Source organism: Streptomyces sp. H27-H5 (genome assembly GCF_026627505.1).
Lineage (GTDB): Bacteria > Actinomycetota > Actinomycetes > Streptomycetales > Streptomycetaceae > Streptomyces.
Map to the genome: position 1 here is coordinate 1 of NZ_JAPNLK010000131.1, position 16,929 is coordinate 16,929.

The 16,929-nt window shown below is 70.9% G+C and carries 18 protein-coding genes and 2 pseudogenes; 16 read left to right on the plus strand and 4 right to left on the minus strand.

The window, feature by feature from the left end; genetic code table 11:
- Nucleotides 1-127: 127 nt before the first annotated feature.
- The 5 genes and pseudogenes from OTB19_RS37675 to OTB19_RS37695 all read left to right on the plus strand — a co-directional run.
- A pseudogene (locus OTB19_RS37675) lies at nt 128-478 on the plus strand (AfsR/SARP family transcriptional regulator); the annotation flags it as partial.
- Nucleotides 479-705: 227 nt separating this feature from the next.
- Nucleotides 706-1,560, plus strand: a complete 855-nt coding sequence (locus OTB19_RS37680) for a TetR/AcrR family transcriptional regulator (RefSeq protein ID WP_267803307.1) — start codon at nt 706-708, stop codon at nt 1,558-1,560.
- Nucleotides 1,561-1,785: 225 nt separating this feature from the next.
- The gene (locus OTB19_RS37685; protein ID WP_267803308.1) at nt 1,786-2,607 is read left to right on the plus strand and encodes an AfsR/SARP family transcriptional regulator; all 822 of its coding nucleotides are present in this window, start codon (nt 1,786-1,788) and stop codon (nt 2,605-2,607) included.
- Between the two features lie 191 nt (nt 2,608-2,798).
- Nucleotides 2,799-3,986 carry an epoxide hydrolase family protein gene (locus tag OTB19_RS37690; protein ID WP_267803309.1) on the plus strand — a complete coding sequence of 396 codons (1,188 nt, stop codon included), beginning with the start codon at nt 2,799-2,801 and terminating at the stop codon, nt 3,984-3,986.
- 61 nt (nt 3,987-4,047) lie between these two features.
- Complete coding sequence (locus OTB19_RS37695; RefSeq protein WP_267803310.1) at nt 4,048-4,554, plus strand: DinB family protein; 507 nt, start codon at nt 4,048-4,050, stop codon at nt 4,552-4,554.
- Between the two features lie 70 nt (nt 4,555-4,624).
- Here the strand turns inward: OTB19_RS37695 and OTB19_RS37700 are convergent, their stop codons facing one another.
- Nucleotides 4,625-5,170 (minus strand): flavoprotein, encoded by a 546-nt coding sequence (locus OTB19_RS37700; protein WP_267803311.1) that lies wholly within the window; start codon nt 5,168-5,170, stop codon nt 4,625-4,627.
- Nucleotides 5,171-5,466: 296 nt separating this feature from the next.
- Between OTB19_RS37700 and OTB19_RS37705 the strand changes: the two genes are divergently transcribed.
- From OTB19_RS37705 to OTB19_RS37720, 4 genes are all read left to right on the plus strand, one after another.
- Entirely contained in the window at nt 5,467-6,063 is a 597-nt protein-coding gene (locus tag OTB19_RS37705) for a dihydrofolate reductase family protein (protein ID WP_267803312.1), read from the plus strand.
- Nucleotides 6,064-6,125: 62 nt separating this feature from the next.
- Nucleotides 6,126-6,338 carry a DUF4287 domain-containing protein gene (locus tag OTB19_RS37710; protein ID WP_267803313.1) on the plus strand — a complete coding sequence of 71 codons (213 nt, stop codon included), beginning with the start codon at nt 6,126-6,128 and terminating at the stop codon, nt 6,336-6,338.
- Between the two features lie 107 nt (nt 6,339-6,445).
- Nucleotides 6,446-7,288, plus strand: a complete 843-nt coding sequence (locus OTB19_RS37715) for an NAD(P)H-binding protein (RefSeq protein WP_267803314.1) — start codon at nt 6,446-6,448, stop codon at nt 7,286-7,288.
- A gap of 67 nt (nt 7,289-7,355) precedes the next feature.
- On the plus strand, nt 7,356-8,354 hold the full coding sequence (locus OTB19_RS37720; RefSeq protein ID WP_267803315.1) for an AraC family transcriptional regulator: 999 nt from the start codon (nt 7,356-7,358) through the stop codon (nt 8,352-8,354).
- A gap of 48 nt (nt 8,355-8,402) precedes the next feature.
- Here the strand turns inward: OTB19_RS37720 and OTB19_RS37725 are convergent, their stop codons facing one another.
- Nucleotides 8,403-8,789, minus strand: a complete 387-nt coding sequence (locus tag OTB19_RS37725; protein ID WP_324290580.1) for a GNAT family N-acetyltransferase — start codon at nt 8,787-8,789, stop codon at nt 8,403-8,405.
- Nucleotides 8,790-9,001: 212 nt separating this feature from the next.
- Here OTB19_RS37725 and OTB19_RS37730 point away from each other — a divergent pair, with 212 nt between their 5' ends.
- Nucleotides 9,002-9,979, plus strand: coding sequence for an NAD-dependent epimerase/dehydratase family protein (locus tag OTB19_RS37730; RefSeq protein WP_267803317.1), 978 nt, complete (start codon nt 9,002-9,004; stop codon nt 9,977-9,979).
- A 31-nt stretch (nt 9,980-10,010) separates the two neighbouring features.
- Here the strand turns inward: OTB19_RS37730 and OTB19_RS37735 are convergent, their stop codons facing one another.
- Nucleotides 10,011-11,003, minus strand: coding sequence for a ScbA/BarX family gamma-butyrolactone biosynthesis protein (locus tag OTB19_RS37735; protein ID WP_267803318.1), 993 nt, complete (start codon nt 11,001-11,003; stop codon nt 10,011-10,013).
- 414 nt (nt 11,004-11,417) lie between these two features.
- Here OTB19_RS37735 and OTB19_RS37740 point away from each other — a divergent pair, with 414 nt between their 5' ends.
- From OTB19_RS37740 to OTB19_RS37765, 6 genes are all read left to right on the plus strand, one after another.
- Complete coding sequence (locus OTB19_RS37740; protein WP_267803319.1) at nt 11,418-12,095, plus strand: ScbR family autoregulator-binding transcription factor; 678 nt, start codon at nt 11,418-11,420, stop codon at nt 12,093-12,095.
- A gap of 105 nt (nt 12,096-12,200) precedes the next feature.
- Complete coding sequence (locus OTB19_RS37745) at nt 12,201-12,869, plus strand: ScbR family autoregulator-binding transcription factor (RefSeq protein WP_267803320.1); 669 nt, start codon at nt 12,201-12,203, stop codon at nt 12,867-12,869.
- 260 nt (nt 12,870-13,129) lie between these two features.
- Complete coding sequence (locus OTB19_RS37750; RefSeq protein WP_267803324.1) at nt 13,130-13,957, plus strand: AfsR/SARP family transcriptional regulator; 828 nt, start codon at nt 13,130-13,132, stop codon at nt 13,955-13,957.
- A gap of 296 nt (nt 13,958-14,253) precedes the next feature.
- Nucleotides 14,254-15,075 carry an AfsR/SARP family transcriptional regulator gene (locus OTB19_RS37755; protein WP_267803321.1) on the plus strand — a complete coding sequence of 274 codons (822 nt, stop codon included), beginning with the start codon at nt 14,254-14,256 and terminating at the stop codon, nt 15,073-15,075.
- 259 nt (nt 15,076-15,334) lie between these two features.
- A complete protein-coding gene (locus OTB19_RS37760) occupies nt 15,335-15,634 on the plus strand; it encodes an actinorhodin polyketide synthase (RefSeq protein WP_267803322.1) in 300 nt (99 codons plus the stop codon).
- 89 nt (nt 15,635-15,723) lie between these two features.
- On the plus strand, nt 15,724-16,689 hold the full coding sequence (locus OTB19_RS37765; protein ID WP_267803323.1) for an aromatase/cyclase: 966 nt from the start codon (nt 15,724-15,726) through the stop codon (nt 16,687-16,689).
- A 42-nt stretch (nt 16,690-16,731) separates the two neighbouring features.
- Here the strand turns inward: OTB19_RS37765 and OTB19_RS37770 are convergent.
- A pseudogene (locus OTB19_RS37770) lies at nt 16,732-16,929 on the minus strand (2-oxoacid:ferredoxin oxidoreductase subunit beta); the annotation flags it as partial.

The following is a 16,929-nucleotide window of genomic DNA, read 5'->3' on the forward strand; positions in this document are numbered from 1 at the left end:
CGGGCCACGGACACCCGCACGGGCCTCCATCAGCGGGATGAATAGTCATACCGGACGAGGAGATCAGCTGTCCGTGCACAGGGATCTGAACTGTCCGCTCACCCGGATGTCCCACTGTCCGTTGACATGTGCGTTGGATCAGCGGATCGAGGCGGATCTGCGGTTGGGTCGTCATCGTGAGGTGTTGGCGGAGTTGACGGTGTTGGTGAGTCGGTATCGCACGCATGAGAACTTGCACGGGCAGTTCATGCTGGCTCTGCACCGCTCCGGCCGCCGCGGCGAAGCGCTGGACGTCTACCAGCGGCTGCGGACCACGCTCGTACGGGACTTGGGGCTGGAGCCGTCGGCGGCGCTGCGCAGACTCCAGCGCTCGATCCTGATGGCAGGGCCGGAGGGAGGGGCGCCGGCCGCCGTGGGCGCCGGGGCCGGTGCGGGCACCGTGGGGAGCACCCGGGTGGAACGGCTCGTACGGGTCTGAGCGCGGCGCGGGCGCCCGCGGGTGCGGGTGCGTGGTGCGGCCGTGGTGCGTGGGTTCGCGTGGGTTTCCCCCGGGGGTGGGTTTCGTGCGGGTGGGAACGCGTGGGTGCGTGCGGGTGAGTGGGGCGGGGTCGAACGGGGCTGGGGCTGAGCGGGGGCTGGTGGGGTCGGACGAGGGCGGCACGTGCGGTGCCGCCGCGGACCGGCTCGCGTGAGAGGAGACGAGCGGTGCAGGAGAGGTCGGAGCGGACGCGTAGGCGACTGCTCTTCGCCGGAGCCGAGATGTTCCACCGGAACGGCTACGCCAATGCGACGCTCGGCGAGATCGCGGGGGCGGCCGGGGTCACGAAGGGGGCGCTGTACTTCCACTTCGCCTCGAAGGACGAACTGGCGGACGCGGTGCAGCAATGGGGCTGTGGGCTGTTGCACGAGGCGGTACGGGGATTGCGGGAGGCCGGGGACTCGCCGTTGCAGGCGCTGATCGGCGCGACGCACTGGCTGGCGCGGACCCTGCACGAGGATCCGGCGATCCCGGCGAGCTTCCGGATCACCAAGGAGTGCGCGGGGCAGCAACCGGCGGTGGTGGACTTCCACGGGGCGTGGCTCTCGGTGGTCTACCGACTGCTGCGGATGGCCCGGGACGCGGGGGAGTTGGCGGGCTTCTCGGGCGGGGTCGACGAGGTGGGTGGGTCGGCCGGGGTGGGTGTGCCGGATGCGGTGGGTACGTCTGCTCTGGTCGGTGCGGCCCATGGGTCTGCTGAGGCCGAGGGGTCCGGTGGGGCCGAGGGGTCCGTGGCGGCCGGGAGTGGTGGCGCCGGAGGTCGGTGGGAGGGGGCGGAGGCGTTGGTCGCGGCCGCCGTCTGCGGGATCGAGGTGCTGTCCGGGACCGGGCTGTCGTACCGGGAGTTGAAGGGCAAGGTGGCCGCCCTCTGGGGGCTGCTCCTGCCGAGCCTGGTGGGGGAGGCGCGGGCCGGGGAGTACCGGACGTGGGGCGAGGAGGGCGCCGCGGACGAGCGGTGCCTGGAAGCGGTGGGGTTCATGGCGAGCGGGGGTCAGGTCGTCTCTTTCGGATCTTGTCGGTGAGGGCCGCGGTGTCCGGTGCCGTGCCTGGCAACGCGGAGGGACACCCGTGTACTGGACGTACTCGGGTGCCCCGACAACGCCGCCAGGGGCGGTGCCGGGCGCTGCGGCCCCGGCAAGATCCGAAAGAGACGGCCCAGGTCGCGGGGGCCGGGTCGTCGTCAGGTTCGTTGTCAGGTCAGGTTCGGTTCGGTTTCGTTTTCGGTTTCGCGAAGTGGAGGGGAGACCGTGAAGATTCAGGTGCTGGGTCCGTTGAGTGCCGAGGTCAACGGGGGTTCGATCGTTCCGACTGCCGGCAAGCCGCGCCAGATCCTGGCGCTCTTCTCGCTGCAGCCGGGCCGGGTGATTCCGGTACCCACGCTCATGGAGGAGATCTGGGGTCACGATCTCCCGCAGAGCGCGCTGACCACGCTCCAGTCGTACATCCTGCAGCTGCGTCGCCGACTGGGCACCGCCATGGGGCCCGGACGGCCGGGCAGGGCCAAGGAGGTGCTCGCCACGCGGCACGGTGGGTACGTGTTGCAGGTGCCGCCCGAGGCGGTGGACGTGTACACGTACGACAGCCTGCTCGCCCGGGGACAGAGCGCGTTCGAGGCCGGTGACGACGAAGGGTCCGCGGCGATGCTGCGGGAGGCGCTCGCACTGTGGAACGGGCCGGCGCTGGTCGACGTGCGGCTCGGCCCGATCCTGGAGATCGAGGTCATGCGGCTGGAGGAGAGCCGACTGGTCACGGTCGAGCGGCGCATCGACGTCGACCTGCGGTTGGGGCGGCACACGGAACTCCTGGTGGAGCTGACCGAACTGACGGCGCGGCACCCCCAGCACGAGGGGTTGCACTCGCAGGTCATGGTGGCGCTCTACCGGTCGGGCCGGCAGGCGGCGGCCCTGGACGTGTACCGGCGGTTGCGGAACCGGCTGATCGACGACCTGGGGGTGGAGCCGTCGCCGCAGTTGCAGCGGTTGCACCAGGCGATGCTGGCGGTGGACCCGGCGTTGGACGTGGCGGCGGGGGCGAAGCGGGGATCGACGTTCGATCTGTACGCGGCGTAGCCGTTTCCCTGGCCGGGGGTGGGTTGTGGCCGGGCCAGGCCGTGGCCGGTGCGGGGCCGTGGTGCGCGGCCCGGACTGCGTCCGGCTTTCCGGGGCTCCGTCCCGGACCCCGCGCCTGAAACGCCGGCGGGGCTGAGTCCCGGGGCTCCACCGGTGGGGCTGGAACAGGGACCGCGTGGCAGGGTGGGAGGATGGGTGATCTTGGGCAGGGGTTTCGGGAGTTTCGGCTGGATGTGGGCGAAGGGGAGCTGGACGACCTTCGCCGGCGGCTGGAGCGGGTGCGGTGGCCCGATGAGCTGAGCGGGGTCGGGTGGGCGTACGGCATGCCGCTGTCCGAGGTGAAGGAACTCGTCCGGTACTGGCGCGAGGAGTACGACTGGCGGGCCGCCGAGGCGCGGATCAACGGGTGGGCGCAGTACACCACCGAGATCGACGGGGCCGCCGTCCACTTCGCGCACCTCCGCTCGCCCGAGCCGCATGCGACACCCCTGCTGATGACCCACGGCTGGCCCGGGTCGTTCGTGGAGTTCCAGCGGGTCGCCGGGCCGTTGACGGATCCGCGGGCGCACGGCGGGGACCCCGCCGACGCCTTCCACCTGGTCCTTCCCCACATCCCGGGGTTCGCCCTGTCGGGGCCGACCACCGAACCCGGCTGGGAGTTCCAGCGGGTGGCGCGCGCCTTCGGGACCCTGATGGAACGGCTCGGGTACGAGCGGTACGGGGTACAGGGCGGCGACTGGGGCGCCGCGGTCTCGCGGGAGTTGGGGCGGGTGCGCCCCGCGAACGTGGTGGGGGTCCATCTGAACCTGCTGCCCGGTGCCGGCGCGACGTCCGAACCCACGCCGGAGGAGCTGGCCCCGCTGGACCCCGCCGAGCGGGAGCGGGCACGTGCGTCCTGGGAGCGGTACCGGGGGTGGGCGCGGGAGCGCCAGGGGTACGCCGACATCCAGTCGACCCGGCCGCAGACCCTCGCCTACGCGTTGAACGATTCCCCCGTCGGACTGCTCGCCTGGATCGGGGAGAAGTTCGCCGAGTGGAGCGATCCGCGAACCCCCGTGGACCGGGACCGGATGCTGACGAACGTCATGCTGTACTGGCTGACGGGCACGGTCGGTTCCGCCGCCCGGATCTACTACGAGCGCGCGCACGCCGACTACCACGGGCAGCCGCCCGAGGTGTCGAGGACGCCGACCGCACTCGCCGATTTCCCCCGGGACAACTTCATCCCGCTGCGGCACATCGCCGAACGCACCGACCACATCGTGCGCTGGACCTCCTACGACAAGGGGGGACACTTCCCCGCCATGGAGGTGCCCGAGTCGCTGGTGGAGGACGTACGGGCCTTCTTCCGGCAGCTGAGGGCGGGGTCCGCGTCCTGAGGGCGGGTCCGCCACGCGCCATGGTCGGCGGGGTGGAGGGCCGGACTGTCATCATCAGCCGATGAAAGACGAACAGAGGACCCCACCCGTTCTGACGGGTGACGAACGCGCCACGCTCACCAGCGTCCTGCAGGGGCAGCGGGACACGCTGATGACGAAGTGCACGGGCCTGACGGACGAGCAACTGCGCCGCAAGGCGGTCGCGCCGTCCGAGCTGAGCCTGCTCGGGCTGGTACGGCATCTGGCGGAAGTCGAGCGGAGCTGGTTCCGCAATGTGATCAACGCCGAGGGCGTGAGCAACTTCTTCCCCAGGAACGAGGCCGGCGAGCGGACGGACTTCCATGTCGAGGACGCGGACCCGGCGGAGTCGTTCCGGATCTGGGAGGAGAGCTGCGAGCGCTCGCGCGCGATCGTGGCGGCGGCCGAGTCCCTGGACGTGCGGGGGCACCACGAGGACCAGGCCTACTCCCTGCACTACGTCATGGCCCACATGATCGAGGAGTACGCCCGACACAACGGGCACGCGGACCTGCTGCGCGAGGTGATCGACGGGGTCACCGGGGAGTAGCGGGGGAGTCCGGGCCGTCGGGGCGGGCGGCCGGGGCGTCGCCGGGACACGGCGCCGGGGCGGCCGGCGGTTACGGGGCCGGGGTGCCCCGGCGGTCCACGGCGTCCAGGGCCACCGCCCACGGGAAGGGGGCCGGGGTGTCCTCGTCCGGCGGACCGGGGACGTACCCGCCCTCGCCGTGCAGGAGTTCCACCCCGGCCGCCCGCAGCTCGGCCAGCGAGAGGTCGAAGCGCGGGTGCGCCGCGAGCGCGGCGTTCGTACAGGGCATGGCGACGACGGGAATGTCCTTGCCGATGGCCTCGGCGGCGATCCCGGCGACGAACCGGTCGGTGAGCCCGAGGGCCCAGGCATTGAGCGAGTTGAAGGTGACCGGGGCGAACAGCACGGCGTCGGCCGCGGGCCACACGTCTGGTTCCCCGGGCAGCTTGTACTGCCAGCGCACCGGGTTCCCGGTCAGGGCGGCGAGTCCGTCGAGGCTCTCGGACACCCAGTGCGCGGCCGTCGGGGTCATACCGAGGCAGACGTCCCAACCGCGCGACTGGGCGTTCTCGATCACGTGGGCCACGTCGAAGACGGGCGGGGCGGCGGAGCAGAGCAGATACAAGGTCCTCGTCATACCGCCATGTGATCATATTCCTCCACCTCGAGCGGACTTGAGGTGTGAAAGTCATCGTCGAGAGCACAAAGAACGCGCATGCCGCGCCGCCCGTCCGCAGGCGGTGGCACCGGCCTCTTTCGCGGGGTGCGATGAGTTTCGGGCGGCCGGGCCGTCTATCCCTGTGACGCGGCGGAGCAAGAATGTGGACGGTGTGCACATTGCCTTGTAGGCTGCGGGAAGCGGAAATGTGGACGCCGTCCACATGGGTGTGCGACACCGTCGCGCATCGGCGGTCGACAAGGGGAGCAGAGCACATGCGCATCGTGGTCAGCGAGTTCATCAGCCTGGATGGCGTCGTGCAGGCACCGGGCGGCGCGGGCGAGGACGGCGACGGCGGGTTCGCGCACGGCGGCTGGTCGCACCCGTTCTTCGACCCTGAGGTGGTCGGGGGCGCCTTCTCCGACGCGCTGGCCGGGGCCGAGGCGCTGCTGTTCGGTCGCCGCACGTGGCAGACCATGGCGGCCGCGTGGCCGGAGCGGGCGGGGGACCCGTTCGCCGACCGGATGAACGCGATCCGCAAGTACGTCGTCTCCGAGACGCTCGACGGCTCCGAGCCGGCCTGGGAGAACACCACGCGCATCCCCGGTGTCGAGGCGGTCGCCCGCATTCGGGAGCTGCGCGGGGCCGAGGGGGGTGACCTGGTCGTCATGGGGAGCCCCACCCTCGTCCGCACCCTGCTGAGCGAGGGGCTGGCCGACGAGCTGCGACTCATGATCATGCCGGTGCTGCTCGGCGGCGGTAAGTCGATCTTCCCGGACGACGGCGGCCTGCGGACGCTGGAGCTGGTCTCCACGGTCACCAGCGCCGCGGGCGTCAACGTGTGCACCTACCGGCCGGTGACCGGCGGCTGAGTCCGCCCCACCCCTCACTCACCCCACCCACGCACCCGTCTTCGCACGAAAGGCACCCCGACATGACCGACGCCGTCAAGGGACCCGCGAGCTACTTCCCCTCGATCGAGAAGAAGTACGGTCGCCCGGTCTCGCAGTGGCAGGAACTCATCCGGTCCTCGCCCCTCACCCGGCACATGGAGCTGGTCACCTGGCTCAAGACCGAGCACGGCCTGGGGCACGGCCACGCCAACGCCCTCGTGGCGCACACCCTCGCCGAGGACGCCGGCAAGTGAACCGCTGAGCGGGGCGGAGGCGGCGGAGGAAGCAGTCTGGACGCTCGCGTATGGGGCTGAGCTTCTCGGCCATGTTCCGTCTCGCCGCCCGGCGGTTGACTGGTCGCATGACAACGACACGGAACACCGAGAACACGCAGGGCGCGCCCCTCACCCTCGTCATCGGGGGCAACGGCAAGACCGGGCGGCGCGTCGCCGAGAAGCTGCGGGCGCAGGGCCGCCCGGTCCGGATCGGATCGCGTACCGGAGAGCCCGCCTTCGACTGGCACGAGCCCGCCGGTTGGGGCGCGGCACTGGAGGGCGTCGACCGGGTGTATGTCACCTACTACCCCGACCTGGCCTTCCCGGGCGCCGCCGAGCAGGTCGGCGCGTTCGCCGAGGCGGCCGTCGCGGCCGGCGCGCGCCGGTTGGTGCTGCTGTCCGGGCGGGGCGAGGAGTCGGCCCGGCGCAGCGAGGACAACCTGAAGGCCTCCGGGGCCGACTGGACGATCGTGCGGGCCAGCTGGTTCAACCAGAACTTCGACGAGAGCTTCTTCCTGGAGCCGGTGCTGGCCGGAGAGATCGCCCTGCCGACCGCGGACGCCGTCGAACCCTTCGTGGACACCGAGGACATCGCGGACGTGGTGGTGGCCGCGCTCACCGACGACCGGCACGTCGGCAAGACGTACGAACTGTCCGGCCCGCGCCTGCTCGGCTTCGCCGACGTCGCCGCGGAGCTGTCGAAGGCCACCGGACGGGAGATCTCGTACGTGTCCGTCTCGGACGCGGACTACCGCGCGGTCCTGCGCGCCAACGACCTGCCGGAGGACTTCGCCGAGCTGTTCGCGCTGATCCTCGACGGGCGCAACGCGCACGTGGTGCACGGGGTACGGGAGGTACTGGGCCGGGAGCCCAGGGACTTCGCGGACTTCGCCCGGGAGGCCGCGGCCACCGGAGTCTGGGACGTGTGAGGGGCCCGCACGGGAGGACCGGGGGCACGCGCGGGACGACGCGGGGCGCGGAGGGGAGGATGGGCCCATGGACACGCTGACCGGTCTCCTCGAAGGGCCCAAGGCCCGGGGCGCCTTCCTCCTCAAGTCCGTTCTCAATCCGCCGTGGTCCCTGCGCGTGGAGGACCGGGCGCCGCTCTCGGTGATGACGATGACCCGGGGCGCGGCCTGGTTGCTGCCCGACGACGGCGAGCCCGTCGCGGTCGGTCCGGGCGACCTGGTGGTCGTCCGGGGGCCGGCGCCGTACACGGTCGCGGACGCGCCGGACACCCCCGTACAGATCACCGTCGGCCCGGACCAGCGGTGCAACACCGAGGCGGGCGAGGACGTCACCGACACCATGGCGCTGGGCGTGCGCACCTGGGGCGAGGCGCTGCGGGACGTCGACTCGGCGGTGATGCTCAGCGGCACCTACCAGGCGCCGAGCGAGATCGGGCGGAGGCTGCTGAACGCACTGCCGACGGTGCTGGTCCGGCCGGCGGGGACCGCCGACGCCACCCTGATCGCGCTGTTGGCCTCGGAGATCTCCCGGGACGAGCCGGGGCAGGAGATCGTCCTCGACCGGCTGTTGGACCTGCTGCTGATCGGCGTGCTGCGGGCCTGGCTCGCCGATCCGGGATCGGGTTCCCCGGCCTGGTACCGGGCGCAGGGCGACCCGGTCGTCGGGCCGGCCCTGCGGTTGCTGCACGAGAGGCCGGCGCACGGCTGGACGGTCGAGGAGCTGGCGCTGAAGGCCGGGGTGTCCCGGGCCTCGCTGGCCCGCCGCTTCACGGAGCTCGTCGGGGAGCCGCCCGTCGCGTACCTGACGGGCTGGCGGATCGCGTTGGCGGCGGACCTGCTGCGCGACCCGGAGGCCACGGTGGCGACAGTGGCCCGCCGGGTCGGCTACGGGAGCGCGTTCGCGCTGTCCACGGCCTTCAAGCGGGTGCGGGGGGTGAGCCCGCAGGAGTTTCGTGCCGGGAAGGCCCCGGCGGTCGAGCCCCCGAAGGACGCGCGGGGGCCGCTGACCGTGGTCCTGCGGGAGTAGCGGCGGCCTCCGGGGCCCGCGAAGCCCGGAGGCGGGCCCCGCGCCCCGTCAGAGGGCGAGGACGCCGACCCGCTGGGTGCCGCTCAGTTCGCCCGTGGTCGTGAAGCCCAGGCCGAGGTAGAAGGGCTCGGGGGTGTGCTCGCCCGGGTTCCAGGTGACGTACGCGCGGGTGCCGCCGAGGCCGCGGATCTCCTCGGAGACGGACCCGACCGCGAACCGTCCGTATCCCCGGCCCTGGTGTTCGGCGGAGATGTTCAGGCGCCAGATGCCGGAGCGACGGTCGGTCGCGTCGCCGTTCCAGGAGAAGTCGAGGAAGGCCATGACGAAGCCGACCACTTCCTCCGCCCCGTCGTCCCGACGGTCCACGATGGCCCGCGGCCAGGCGTTCGCCCCGTACCCGTATGCCTCCGCCAACGATTTCAGGACAGGTGACACAAGGTGCTCCTGATGCGGGTGAAGCCGAATCGCGCACACCGCGTCGAAGTTTTCCGGGGTGACCGGCACCAGGCGGGGAGTTGAGCTGTTCATCGTCTCAGCCTACTTTCCGCCAGGGTGATGATCGACGAAACGGTGATGCTGTAAGACAGTAAGTGCAGACCACTCCTCCACTTCCCGAACGTCCCGTACGTCCCGACGAAAGGCTGTCGTTGATTCCCGAACGGATCCTCGTGACGGGCGGCACCGGCTTCGTCGGATCCCATGTGACGGCGCGTCTGACAGCGGCCGTGGGCGCCCCGGACGGCCGGGAAGGCCCGGTCGGCCCCGCGCTGCGGCTGCTCGGCCACCGGCGGGCCCTGCCGGGGCACACGGGTGCGGCGGCCGGGATCGAGACGGTGACCGGAGATCTGACGGACCCGGCGTCCCTGCGCGGCATCTGCGAGGGCGTCACCACCGTCGTCCACCTCGCGGCCAGGATCGGCGGCACCGAGGAGGAGTGTCGGACGGTCAACGTCGAGGGCACCCGCGCCCTGCTGGCCGAGGCCGCGCGGGCCGGCGTACGGCGCTTCGTGCACCTCGGCACCGCCGCCGTCTACCGTGACGAGCCGCACCGGGGCGAGGCCGAGGGGCTGTTGGCCGAGGAACCGGTCTCCGCGACCAGCGTCACCCGGCTGGAGGGCGAACGCCTGGTCCTCGCCGCGGGGGGCGTCGTGGTGCGGCCCCACCTGGTCTACGGACGCGGCGACACCTGGATGGTCCCCGCGCTGGTCGACCTGATGGGACGGCTGCCGTACTGGGTGGACGGAGGGCGCGCGCGGCTCTCGATGATCTCCGCGGACGCCCTGGCGGACGCGGTGGCGGACCTGGCCCGGCTGCCCGGACGGCTCGCGGGACAGGTCCTGCACGCCTGCCACCCGGAGCCGGTGAGCGCCCGGGAACTGGTCACCACCGTGGGGCGGGCCCTCGGGGTGCCCCTGCCGGACGGGGACGTCACCCTGGAGGAGGCCTGCGCACGGCTGGGTGCGGCGGGCGACCCGGTCACCCGCCGCAGGATCTCGCTGCTGGCGGTCGATCACTGGTACGACGGCAGCCGCTTGTGGAAGCTGGTCGGCGCGGAGCCCGGACCGGGGCTGCCGGAGGGGTTCGCCCGGTACGCGCCGTGGTACCGGGAGCACATGGGCCGATGAGCGGCCACGGCTCCCGGCCGAGGAGGCCGGATCAGTCGGAGGCTATGGTTCCGGTGACGGTCGCCTCGAATATCCGGGTGTCGCCCTGGTGTCCGGTGACGTGGACGGTGCGGATGCCCGGGTCCATGGAGTGGGGGACCTCGGTGTCGATCCAGCACGGGGCGTCGAGTTCCGCGTAGTTGTGGAACGAGGACTCCACCGCCGTGGGTCTGAACGAGCGGGCGTGGAGCGTCCCGCAGGCGGCCTGGCGGGCCGCCTCCACCAGGACCATGCCCGGGTGGTGGTCATTGGCGTGCTCGAACAGGATCGGGTGCGTCAGGTCCGGCGAGAGCAACCAGCGGCCGGGCCGGTCGCCCGGGGCGAGCACCACGTCGAAGGGCAGCAACCGGCCCGCCTCCGCCGGCCGGATCGGCGCCGGACGCGGCGGGAGCTGCGCGGGAGCGGCCGTGGAGAGGCTTCCGTACTCACCGCGCAGCCGGCGGTAGACCGCCGGGGGAACGAAGCTGAAGAGCCCGGAACCGGTGGCCGCGATCCGTCCGTCACGGCGGACGCCCACCTCGAGGAAGCCGGAGAACCGGTTGCCCTTCCAGCCGAAGTCCCGGCAGGTCGCGATGAGTTCCAGGTCGGTCGGACCGGCGCCGATCAGCAGCTGTTCCAGGTCGGCCTTGAAGCCCAGGCTCCACAGCAGCACGTTGTGCCCCAGGGGCACCCCGTACTCCGCGTGGCACAGTAAAAGGCCGGCCTGGCGGACGGTCTCCCCGACTTGGACGAGGTCGTGTCCGGTACCGTCCGCGCTGATGAAGAAAGTATGGGCCCGCGGCCACTGGCCGGTCAGCAGGAAGGTGTCGTCATCGATCCGCTCGTAGCCGGTCAGGAACACCTCCGCCACCGAGCTGCGATGCACGTACTCCCGGGGGACGGTGCTCGTGAGCCGGGGAAGCTCGTCACAGCGCGTCGTCCGCCGCACGCCGGCTTCCTTCATGGACAGCGCGGGGGTGTTGTTCTCGAACGTGAGCAGGGTCATGGACCTCTCCGCAGAGCCGAGTTGACGGATGGGACGAGCACTTGAAGTCGTAAGATACGTACTCTCCGGTTTTGTTTGCAAGGATGTTCTGGCCTCTACTTGGCGCAGATGCCGTCACGAGGCCGATGTTCGGGTGCGCGTGTCACCGTACGGTTAAAACAAACCGAACAGATGGTTCGGAAAGAGCGGTGACAGCCTGTTCCTTCTTGGCTGCTCAACGAAGTGGATCGTGCGAGAGCGCGACCAACGCGAGAACTTCTCCCGCCACGTGAGACGGACTTGACTGTCGTGGCCAAAAGGTCACGGTTTATTGTTTCCGTCTTGATAAAATACGGACCTTCTGGTTGGTTTTACGGGGGGGAGCGGAATCCGAAGGGGTTCCGTCCGTGTGGGCCCGTGGACATCGGAGGCATCGTGGCACGTCAGGAGCGTGCAGTACGCACGCGTCGTGCGATCTTGGAAGCGGCGGCCTCGGTCTTCGACGAGCGCGGATATGAGGCTGCGACCATCGCGGACATCCTCACCCGCGCCGGAGTGACCAAGGGAGCGTTGTACTTCCACTTCTCGTCCAAGCAGGACTTGGCGCGAGGAGTCCTCGACGAGCAATTCGCCGAGGGAGGAGTACCGCCGCGCCAGAGCAAGCTGCAGGAACTCGTCGACACGTCGATGGTGATGGCCCATCGCATGCAGCGCGACCCGATGCTGAGCGCCGGCGCGCGGCTCTCGCTCGGGCCCGACATGCGGGAGATCTTCGGAGGCGGATCGGTCCCCGGCTGGATCAGGGTGACCGAGGAGATGCTGATCCAGGCCAAGGCGCGCGGCGAGCTGCTGCCGCACGTCAACACGGCAGAGACGGCCTGGACCCTCTCGGCCTGCTGGACCGGGGTGCAGATCTACTCGCAGACGCTCGTCAACCGCGAGGACATCGAACACCGGGTCTCGGTGCTCTTCGAGCACGTCTACCCGAGCATCGCGACGCCCGCGGTCCTGGCCCGGCTGGAGATGGGGCGGACCCGCGGGGCCGAGGTGGTGGCCGAGATGGAACGGTTGGAGGAGGCCGCGGAGGTGACCGCCGGCCAGGTCGCCTCCTGACTCGCGCCGGCGCTTCTCGGGCACGGCTCCACCGAGGCGTCGGATCGTGCCTGCGAAGCTTTGTACCCCCCTGGGCAAACCGCCGAGGCGGTTTGTGGAGATCGCATGGTCAAGCAGGAGCGTGCTGCCCGCACGCGTGAGGTTCTGGTCCGCGCCGCCGCGGAGGTGTTCGTCGAGGAGGGTTTCGCCACGGCCTCGATCGGCGCCATCAGCAAACGGGCCGGGGTCAGTGCGGGCGGCCTGCACTTCCACTTCGGCAGCAAGACGGCCTTGGCCGAGGCCGTGGTGGATCGCGCCGCGGCCTCCGTGCGGGTGATCACGGTCTCCCGGCTGGCGGGGGGAAACGCGCTCCAGGTGCTCGTCGACTCGACGCACGACCTGATGGCGCTCCTCGCGCATGATCCCGTGGTCAGCGCGGGGTTCGGGCTCTGCGTGGCGGCCGGAACCGGCGACGACGCGGGGGCCGGCCCCTGTGGCGTGCGCCGGCAATGGCAACGCTGGGTCGAGGCCATGTTCCGTACGGCCGCCCGCAACGGGGAACTGGCCGACGGCGTCTCCGCGCAGGACGCGGCGGCCGCCGTGGTGGCCGCGATCGTCGGCTTCGAGGCCCTCGGAGCCGACGAGGGGGCGTGGCTCGCGGAGCCCTCGCTGGCCCGGTACTGGGCTCTGATGCTGCCCCGGATCGCCGCCGACGGCTCGCTCGGAGAGCTGCGCGCCGACGGCTCGGACACGATGTGCGTGGCCGCCGCCGCCCGGAGTGGCGTCCCCGACTAGCAAACTGAATGGTTTGTTCCGGTCTCTGAAGCACCCCTCAGGAAGGTTTCTGAGGGGTGTTTTTGCGTCCGCCGACAGCCCTCCAGAGCCTCCGTTTCCTGGCAAACGCGCAGTTCAGAGGCTGTTCGTGGGTGCCTCTGGCTCATGCTGGCAAGAAAAACGGCCCAGCCGGTTTGGTATTGACAAACCGCTGATGCTGTTTTTTGCTCATTCCAGTGAAAGTCGAGGGCTCATCCATGGACGAAGCAGGGGAGTACGGCGTGGACATCGATGTACTGGGCGCACTGGACGTGCGGGAGAACGGGATCTCCATCACCCCGACCGCAGCCAAACCCCGTCAGGTGCTGGCGCTCCTCGCGCTGCACGCCGACCAGACGGTCCCCGTCGCCGCACTGATCGAGGAGCTGTGGGGCGAGCGACCGCCGCGCAGCGCCCGGACCACGCTGCAGACGTACATCCTCCAGCTCCGGGCGCTCATCGCCACGGCCCTCGCAAGCGGCGGCGGGGACACCTCGCGGACTGCGAAGGACGTGTTGGTGACGTTGCCGGGGGGTTATTTGTTGAGTGGTGGTGGGGGGAAGAGTGATGTGCGGGAGTTCGAGCGGTTGTCGGGGTTGGGTTATCGGGCGGTGGATGCGGGTGATCATCCGGGTGGGGCGCGGTTGTTGAGGGAGGCGTTGGGGTTGTGGTCGGGGCCGGCGTTCGCGGATGTCCAGGGTGGTGTGCAGTTGGACATGGAGATTCGTCGGTTGGAGGAGACGCGGTTGTGTGCGTTGGATCAGCGGATCGAGGCGGATCTGCGGTTGGGTCGTCATCGTGAGGTGTTGGCGGAGTTGACGGTGTTGGTGAGTCGGTATCGCACGCATGAGAACCTGCACGGGCAGTTCATGCTGGCTCTGCACCGCTCCGGCCGCCGCGGCGAAGCGCTGGACGTCTACCAGCGGCTGCGGACCACCCTGGTGCGCGAACTCGGCATAGAGCCCTCGGCAGCCCTGCGCCGGCTCCAGCGCTCGATCCTGATGACCGGGCCCGAACGCCCCCTGGAAACCACCGAGACGCCCAAGAGGCGACTGGTTCCCGTGGGCTGACGGGTCATCGCACGGTCTTTGTGCGCTCATTTCCCCACGGCCGCCGGAACCCCACTCCGGAAAAGGCCGCACAGCACCGCGGAAAATCCGCCGCGGGAGCCCCCGAGAAAAGGTCATCGACACCGGTGAAGGGGCTCCCACCAGCGGAAACACACCCCACCGCGCACCAGTGCGGAGGGCCGCTCGACGCCGGCTCAAGAATTCGGTGACCTTGCCCGGGGCCCCGTTACCGTGATCGGGTCGAATGCTGAAATCCGAGTATGGCGCGACGAATTGCGGAGGGGAGACGGGAGACCGTGAAGATTCAGATTCTGGGACCTTTGAGTGCCGAGGTCAACGGAGGATCGATCGTTCCCACGGCGGGCAAGCCGTGTCAGATCCTGGCGCTCCTCGCGCTCTACCCGGGCCGGGTGATGCCCGTGCCGACCCTCATGGAGGAGATCTGGGGCACCGACCTGCCACAGAGCGCGCTCACCACCCTGCAGACGTACATCCTTCAACTGCGCCGCAGACTGGGCACGGCCATGGGGCCGGGGGCCCCCGGCTCGGCGAAGGACATCCTCGCCACCCGGCACGGCGGATACCTGCTCCAGATCCCCCCGGAGTCCGTGGACGTCCACACGTACGAGACCCTCGTGGCGGGCGGCCAGACCGCCTTCGACCAGGGCGACGACGAGACCGCGGCGGACCTGCTGCGCAAGGCGCTCGCCCTGTGGCAGGGACCGGCGCTCGTCGACGTACGGGTCGGACCGATCCTCGACATCGAGGTCCTGCGGCTCGCGGAGAGCCGACTCGTCACCACCGAACGGCGCATCGACGTCGACCTACGGCTGGGACGGCACACGGAACTCCTCGCGGAACTCGCCGAACTCATCGCCCGGCACCCGCAGCACGAGGGACTGCACTCGCAGGCGATGGTCGCGCTGTACCGGTCGGGGCGGCAGGCGAAGGCGCTGGACGTCTTCCGGCGGCTGCGGACACGACTCATCGACGAACTGGGCGTGGAGCCCTCGCAGCAGCTGCAACGACTGCACCAGGCGATGCTGAAGGTGGACCCGGCGTTGGACGTGGTGGCGGGGCCGCGGAGGTCTTCGACGTTCGACCTGTACGCCGCCTAGCCCTCCGGGGGTTGTGGACGGGGCGGCGGCGCGGTGCGGGCGCGGTGCGGGCGCGGTGCGGTGCGGGTGGGCCGGGCCGCGGCCGGGTTGCGGGGCCCCGCCCCGGACCCCGCGCCTCAAACGCCGGCGGGGCTGGAATCGGCAGGCCGGGCTGGGATTGCCTGGCTGGGCTGGGGTGGTCCGGCTGGAATCGGTCGGGCCAGGGGGCGTTGAGTGGTGCTCCAGGGAGGGTGGTCAGGCTCGGGGGTACCCGGGACGCGTGCGCGTGCTCGCGGACGAGGAGAGGGGTACACCCATGGACCGGCTGGAACTCACCGATCTGACGCGGATCCTGCGCGCCTGGGGAGGTGAGGAGGAGGGCGTCGAGCTGGACGACGACGTGCGCGACCTGTACTGGGTGGAGCTCGGCTACGACTGTCTTTCCGTCCTCCAGACCACCGGCTACCTGGAGCAGCGGTTCGACATCGCCTTCGACGAGGAGGCCATGGAGTACGCCGACACCCCGCGCCGCTACCTCGACCTGGTCAACCACGTGCTGGGTTCCCGCGCCGCGGTCTGAGGACCGGGCCCCGGAACTCCACTCGGAGTCCAGGAAGCTTCCTGCGGATACGGACAGGCTCTGCATCAAGCGTTGAGAGAGGGTGTCTGATGTCTGTCGAACGAGTGCACCGGATGACACACGCGGTGGACGCGGCCGCACCGGCCGGCGTCCTGTACGCGCTGGTGGCCGACACCGCCCAGTGGCCGCTGCTGGTACCCGACACCGTCCATGTCGAGCCGTGGGACTTCGACGGCAGCCGCGAACGGTTCTCCCTGTGGGACACCCGCGACGGGACCGTGCGGACGTCGTTGTGGCGGCGGACCCTGGACTCCGAACGGCGGCGGATCGACTTCCGCCAGGAGGTTCCCGAAGCGCCCGTCACCTCCGCGGGCGGCAGTTGGACGGTACGGCAGCTCGCCCCGGGCTGGTCGCGGCTGACCCTGGAGCAGGACTTCACCGTCGCCGGCAACCGCGGCTCCGACGTCGAGCGGGCCCGCGCCGACGCCGAACGCGGCGGGCGGATCATGCTCGACCGGCTGCGCGAGGCCGCCGAGCGCTGGGAGCGGCTCGACGCGCTGACGATGAGCTTCGAGGACTCCGTCCGCTTCGACGGACCGGGCGAACCGGTCGGCGCCTTCCTGTACGACGTGGCCTCCTGGCCCGGCCGGGTCCCGCACATCGCACGCGCCGACGTCGTCGAGGACCGCCCGGGGGTGCAGCGCGCCACCACGCACACGCTGACCGTCGACGGCTCCGTCCACACGACGGAGTCCGTACGGGTGTCCTTCCCGGCGGCCGCCCGCACCGTCTACAAGGAGACCGTGCCGTCGCCGCTGCTGGCCGCGCACACGGGGGAGTGGTCGATCGTCCCGGACGAGACGGGAGTCACCGTGCTCTCCCTGCACCACGTGCTGCTGGACGAGCGGATGGTGGAACGCTTCCTCGGCCCCGACGCCGACCTGTCGCAGGCGCGCCGGTACGTCCGCGAGACCCTCGGGCGGGAGAGCGCGGCCACCTTCGAGCAGGCCCGCGCGTACGCGCGGAACGCCGTGCGGGGCCTGCGGGCGCTCTGAGCGCCGGACCGCGAGCGGAGGTCCGGCGCCCCTGCGCCCCGGTCAGCCGCCCAGGACCGTCCAGGTGTCGTTGCCGGCGAGGAGGGCGGAGAGGTCCGCCTTGCCCTGCTGCGCGATCGCGGTGTCGAGTTGGTCGGCCATGAGGGTGTCGTAGACGGGTCGTTGGACGCTGCGCAGGACTCCGATGGGGGTGTGGTGGAGGGTGTCGGGGTCGGCGAGGCGGGAGAGGGCGAAGGCGGT

Excerpts from the sequence above, each read along its gene's own strand:
- OTB19_RS37710 (WP_267803313.1), top strand. The coding sequence starts at position 6,126 with ATGACCGACGCCGTCAAGGGACCCGCGAGCTACTTCCCCTCGATCGAG.
- OTB19_RS37700 (WP_267803311.1), bottom strand. The coding sequence starts at position 5,170 with ATGACGAGGACCTTGTATCTGCTCTGCTCCGCCGCCCCGCCCGTCTTC.
- OTB19_RS37695 (WP_267803310.1), top strand. The coding sequence starts at position 4,048 with ATGAAAGACGAACAGAGGACCCCACCCGTTCTGACGGGTGACGAACGC.
- OTB19_RS37720 (WP_267803315.1), top strand. The coding sequence starts at position 7,356 with ATGGACACGCTGACCGGTCTCCTCGAAGGGCCCAAGGCCCGGGGCGCC.
- OTB19_RS37745 (WP_267803320.1), top strand. The coding sequence starts at position 12,201 with ATGGTCAAGCAGGAGCGTGCTGCCCGCACGCGTGAGGTTCTGGTCCGC.
- OTB19_RS37715 (WP_267803314.1), top strand. The coding sequence starts at position 6,446 with ATGACAACGACACGGAACACCGAGAACACGCAGGGCGCGCCCCTCACC.
- OTB19_RS37690 (WP_267803309.1), top strand. The coding sequence starts at position 2,799 with ATGGGTGATCTTGGGCAGGGGTTTCGGGAGTTTCGGCTGGATGTGGGC.
- OTB19_RS37765 (WP_267803323.1), top strand. The coding sequence starts at position 15,724 with ATGTCTGTCGAACGAGTGCACCGGATGACACACGCGGTGGACGCGGCC.
- OTB19_RS37735 (WP_267803318.1), bottom strand. The coding sequence starts at position 11,003 with ATGACCCTGCTCACGTTCGAGAACAACACCCCCGCGCTGTCCATGAAG.
- OTB19_RS37705 (WP_267803312.1), top strand. The coding sequence starts at position 5,467 with ATGCGCATCGTGGTCAGCGAGTTCATCAGCCTGGATGGCGTCGTGCAG.